This window comes from Streptomyces sp., assembly GCF_036566765.1.
Classification (GTDB): Bacteria; Actinomycetota; Actinomycetes; order Streptomycetales; family Streptomycetaceae; genus Streptomyces.
This window is the reverse complement of the sequence record NZ_DATCVQ010000017.1, coordinates 1-4,442: the sequence shown is the minus strand read 5'-3', so window position 1 is coordinate 4,442 and position 4,442 is coordinate 1. Positions and strand designations below refer to the sequence as shown.

Genomic DNA, 4,442 nt, shown 5'->3' with positions numbered 1-4,442 from the left:
CGGCAGGCCATCACATGGAACGCGGCGTCCGCCGGCCAGAAGACGATCGTCGAGACGCCCGTCTTCCAGATCCCGGGCTCGACGACCATCACGCACTTCGGGCTGTGGTCGGCATCGTCCGGCGGGACGTTCCGGTTCGGCAAGGTGCTGCCGAACTCGCAGGTCTACTCCAGCCCCGGCACCTACACCGCCAACTCCGTCACCGCGACCGTCTAGGAGGCCCCCGTGGCGTACACCGATCAGGCAGCGCTCGCCGACGATCCGACGTTCCGCAGCACCGTGCGCGTGGCGCTGGCCACGGCCGCCGTGCAGGTGATGGGCGAGGACAAGGCGTCCTACTCCGACACGCAGTTCGGCAAGCGGCAGGCGCTGGCGTACGACGTGCTGCGGTCGGCGGCGAGCGGCACCTACCTGGAGGCGTTCGTGTGGGCAACCGTCGCGAACGTGGCGATTTCCGCGCAGTCGTCGGACTCCGACATTCAGTTCACCGTTAACGCGGCCTGGGATGACCTGGCCGGAGTGAGGATCAACGACTGATGGCTAAGGCCGGATACTCCATCGTGACGGGCGGCGCGGTCGCCCTGTCGGCGGCTACCGCCAAGAGCGTGCTCGGCGTGAAGTCGCATGCGAACTTCGGGCTGGACCTGAAGAAGTTCAAGGTCGGGTTCGACGGCGTGACGGCGTCGGCGGTGCCGGTGCTGGTGGAGCTGTGCTACGCGACGTTCGCGACGAACTCGCCCGGCACGGCCAGCACGAGCGTCACGCCTGCGCAGATCTACGGCCGGTCGGTGACGGTCGGTGCGACGGCGGCGAAGACGTGGACGACGGAGCCGACGGTGCTGACGGTGGTCCAGGAGTGGCTGCTGTCCCCGAACGGCGGGCTGGTCTTCTACGACTTCCCGCTGGGTGACACCCCCGACTCGGCCGTCAGCGAGGGGTTCGTGATCCGCTGCACCGCCCCGGCCATCGTGAGCGTGCGCGCGTCGATGGAATTCGAGCGCTGCTAGGGCTTCCACTCCTGGTCGTAGTCGGAGTGGTCGGAGTGGTCGGCGTAGGGCAGGGCGAGGCGCTTCAGGGTCGTGCACCAGCCCAGGTAGTCGGCGCCCCGGTGCTCGCCCCAGTCACACCGGTGCACGCCGTCATGGTCGGCCAGGAACAGCCGCTTCACTTCGACCTCGGCCAGAGCGCGCCGCTTGCTGAGGATCAGGTACTCGGTGTTGCTGATGGCGTCGCCGCTCGACCAGATGCCGATGCCGCCCGGCTCGCCTCGTCCGTCCGGCTGCTTAGCGATCTCGGCCGCGTCCTCGTCGAGCCGCGCGCGCAAGAACTCCACCAGGTCCATACCTCCAGTGTCACCGATGGAAAGGGGCCTGCGTGACGTCGTTCGTGAATCAGGCCACCGACGGCGGGAACCTGACCTCCCTCGCGCCGACGTGGCCGACCGTCCAAGCGGGCGACGTCGCGCTGCTGTGGTGGCTGATGCAGAACACCAGCACGCCCACGGCGACCGGCTTCACGCTGCCCGCGGGCGGGCTGGTTGACGGCGACTCCGGCTCGATGCGGATGGGCCTGTACTGGAAGGCCCTCGACGGCTCCGAGACGGGCACGCTCGCACTCACCGGCACCGCAAGCAACCGGCAGTGCGCCGGGATGGCGGTCTACCGAGGTGCGCACCTGACAGCGCCGCTGTCGGACTGGCAGGTCCTCGACGAGGGCTCGGCCGTGTCCAGCCACGCCTGCCCGGCAGTGACCCCTCAGCACGCCGGGTGCGCGATCGTCACGGCCGTCGGCGAACGCGCCACCACCGGCACGTCCGGGTGGACGGCCCCGACGCCGGGCTACACCGAACGCGCCGACACCACGACCCTCGCGACCGGCTCGGGCGGGACCATTCTCGCCATCGCTGACGACGGCCTCGCCACGAACCGCACCGTCGGCGTCGGTGTCACCCCGCCGAACTGGGTGTCCACGAACACCTTCGCGAGCGCGAACGTCCTCACCTGGAGTGTGGCGCTGCGCCCGCTCGACCCGGCCGTCCGGCCGCGCCTGGTGGCCACCCGCACGGCGGTCGTCCGCGCGGCGAGGTGGTGACGTGGCCAGGCTCGGGCGCGGCCAGCCGAACCGGCCGACCGTCCGCCGCTCCCTCGTCGTCCCGCCGCCGTCCGGGGACCTCACCGTCACCGGCAGCGCGGACGTCACCCTCACCGGCACACCCGGACGCTCCGACGACCTCACCGTCACCGGCGCCGCCGACGTCACCCTGTCCGGCACCAAGCACACCGGCATCGGGGTCCCGCCCCGGCCGCGCACAAGGTGGCAGCTCGTCCTCGGCCCGGCCGCCGGCGGCCACGAACTCGGCCTGACGGAGGCGACCGGCCGCAAGTACACCGCCCGCCTGAACGGCAACAGCGACCTGTCGTTCTCGATCGACGGCCGCCATCCCCAGGCCGCCGAGATCGGCGAACTGAGCACGGACGTCCACGTCCTGTTCTCGACGGCGTCCAGCACGACGATCCTGGACCGGTGCCGGGTCGGCGGAACCGGCGACGACATCGACGAGGACCGCCACGTCACGCAGGTGACCTGCCTGGACTACCGCGCCGTCCTGGACCGCCGCATCCTGTACAGCGCCGACACGCTCACCTACACGGGCGTGGATCAGCTCGACCTCGCGTGGCAGCTCATCCAGCAGACACAGGGCAAGCCCGGCGGCGCGCTCGGCATCTCCAAGGGGTTCGCCGACGGATCGACCGGCATCCTCCGGGATCGCACGTACGAGGCCGGCGACTCCATCGGGCAGCGGGTCCAGGAACTCAGCGAGGTCATCGACGGGTTCGACTGGGACATCCTCCCTGCCTCGGCGTCGAGCCTGCTGCTGCAGGCGTGGTATCCGGAGCGCGGCTCGGACCGCGGGGTGGTGCTGGAGGTCGGTGGGCTCGCCGCGACGGTCAACCGCGAGGCAGGCACCTCCGACTACGCCAACGCGATCCGGTACACGGGCGAGAGCCTGCTCGCCGCGGTCGAGTCCAGCGCCGCGGACCTCGCGGATCCCGCCGCGTTCCCGCAGGGTCGCTGGGACGGCGTGTTCGGCGACGAGGGGTTGACGACGCAGGCGGCGCTGGACGACAGGGCGGCGTGGCAGCTCGCGCAGTCGCAGGTGCCCCGGCCGACGTACACGGTGCGACTCAAGGCCGGCGGCTGGGAAGGCCCGGACCACATCTGGCTGGGCGATACGGTCCGGCTCATCATCCCGTCGGGGCGGCTCGACGTGGACTCGGCGTACCGGGTGCATGAGGTCGAGATCGCCATGGACGGCAACAACTCCGAGACCGTCACGCTCACCCTCGGCGGACCCCGCCCGGACTTCCGGCGCTGGCCGTCCGCGATCGAGCAGCGGCTCAAGAACCTTGAACGGCGATAGATAGAGGGGTGATCGGGTGTGGCGTGGGCCAGTGTGGGTGACGGTGCTGCGGGACCTGGCGTGCCTGGTGCTGCCAGGGCTGGCTTTCATCATCGAGGCACTGAAGGAAAAGCCCAGCGTCGAGCTGCTGGTGCTGTACATGGCGCTGGTGTCGGTGCCGGGTCTGGCGGGGGCGGTGTTCCTGGCAAGGAATGGGCACGGGCCTGGCGCTATCGAGCCGCCGCCATCTCCGTCTCCGCCGCCGCCGCCGTCTCCGCTGCCGCCTTCATCATCGTCGACTGTGTCGTGAAGTGATGGGCGTGTTCACGCCGACGGGCGCTCTGCGGGCACGGTGGGCGGTCCTGATGGTGCTGGTCGCTGCGGTTCTGGTGGGGGCGGCGAACGTCGTCTACACGGGCCATGTGCAGCAGCAGTCGGAGCGGCGGCAGGAGCAGGCGCGACAGGAGGCGGAACGGCGCTGGTGTCCGCTGCTGGCGACGCTGGATCAGCCGGGGGTGCCTGCGACGACGGAGCGGGGCCGGGTCGTGCAGGAGCAGATCCATCAGCTCAGGATCGAGACGGGATGCGAGGAGCGATGACCTTCACCACGAAGGCCGCGATCGAGGCGGCCGAGGGAAAGATCGGGTACCGGGAGAAGGGCACCAACGACACCGTCTTCAACCGGTGGCTGGGAAAGATCGGCGGCTATCCGGCCGGCGGCTACGGCTACCCGTGGTGCGCGAGCTTCCAGTCCTGGGCGGCCGACCAGGCAGACGGCCGCGCGAACCAGGACTACCCGAAGACCGCCGGGTGCGCCACGGCCGTCGCCTGGTTCAAGTCGCACGGCCGATGGTCCGGCACCCCGCACGTGGGCGACTGGGTGTTCTACGGCCCCGGCGGATCCACGCACGTCGAGCTCGTCGTCGCCGTGTCGGCGTCGAGCTTCACCACGATCGGCGGCAACACCAGCGGCAGCCTGTCCGGCCGGTACTACAACGGCGACGGTGTCTACCGGAAGTCCGTCAGCCGGTCGTCGGAGCGG

9 protein-coding genes are annotated in these 4,442 nt (G+C 70.5%); 8 read left to right on the top strand and 1 reads right to left on the bottom strand.

Annotated elements, in window-relative coordinates; translation table 11 throughout:
- The 3 genes from VIU94_RS00965 to VIU94_RS00955 form a co-directional block, all read left to right on the top strand.
- The coding region (locus VIU94_RS00965; RefSeq protein WP_331906447.1) for a phage tail fiber protein at positions 1-216 on the top strand (216 nt) is incomplete at its 5' end.
- Positions 217-225: 9 nt separating this feature from the next.
- Entirely contained in the window at positions 226-537 is a 312-nt protein-coding gene (locus VIU94_RS00960; RefSeq protein ID WP_331906445.1) for a hypothetical protein, read from the top strand.
- Positions 537-1,007: a hypothetical protein gene (locus VIU94_RS00955; RefSeq protein WP_331906443.1), complete on the top strand. Its 471-nt coding sequence runs from the start codon at positions 537-539 to the stop codon at positions 1,005-1,007. Before VIU94_RS00960 ends, VIU94_RS00955 begins: the two co-directional genes overlap by 1 nt.
- Here VIU94_RS00955 and VIU94_RS00950 read toward each other — a convergent pair.
- A complete protein-coding gene (locus tag VIU94_RS00950; protein ID WP_331906441.1) occupies positions 1,004-1,342 on the bottom strand; it encodes a DUF6221 family protein in 339 nt (112 codons plus the stop codon). The two genes, VIU94_RS00955 and VIU94_RS00950, sit on opposite strands and share 4 nt — an antisense overlap.
- A gap of 32 nt (positions 1,343-1,374) precedes the next feature.
- Between VIU94_RS00950 and VIU94_RS00945 the strand changes: the two genes are divergently transcribed.
- The 5 genes from VIU94_RS00945 to VIU94_RS00925 form a co-directional block, all read left to right on the top strand.
- Positions 1,375-2,091 carry a hypothetical protein gene (locus VIU94_RS00945; protein ID WP_331906439.1) on the top strand — a complete coding sequence of 239 codons (717 nt, stop codon included), beginning with the start codon at positions 1,375-1,377 and terminating at the stop codon, positions 2,089-2,091.
- Between the two features lies 1 nt (position 2,092).
- Positions 2,093-3,421, top strand: a complete 1,329-nt coding sequence (locus VIU94_RS00940; RefSeq protein ID WP_331906437.1) for a phage tail family protein — start codon at positions 2,093-2,095, stop codon at positions 3,419-3,421.
- A 37-nt stretch (positions 3,422-3,458) separates the two neighbouring features.
- Positions 3,459-3,710: a hypothetical protein gene (locus VIU94_RS00935; protein ID WP_331906435.1), complete on the top strand. Its 252-nt coding sequence runs from the start codon at positions 3,459-3,461 to the stop codon at positions 3,708-3,710.
- A gap of 4 nt (positions 3,711-3,714) precedes the next feature.
- The gene (locus tag VIU94_RS00930) at positions 3,715-3,999 is read left to right on the top strand and encodes a hypothetical protein (RefSeq protein ID WP_331906433.1); all 285 of its coding nucleotides are present in this window, start codon (positions 3,715-3,717) and stop codon (positions 3,997-3,999) included.
- The coding region (locus tag VIU94_RS00925; RefSeq protein WP_331906431.1) for a CHAP domain-containing protein at positions 3,996-4,442 on the top strand (447 nt) is incomplete at its 3' end. The genes VIU94_RS00930 and VIU94_RS00925, both read left to right, overlap by 4 nt.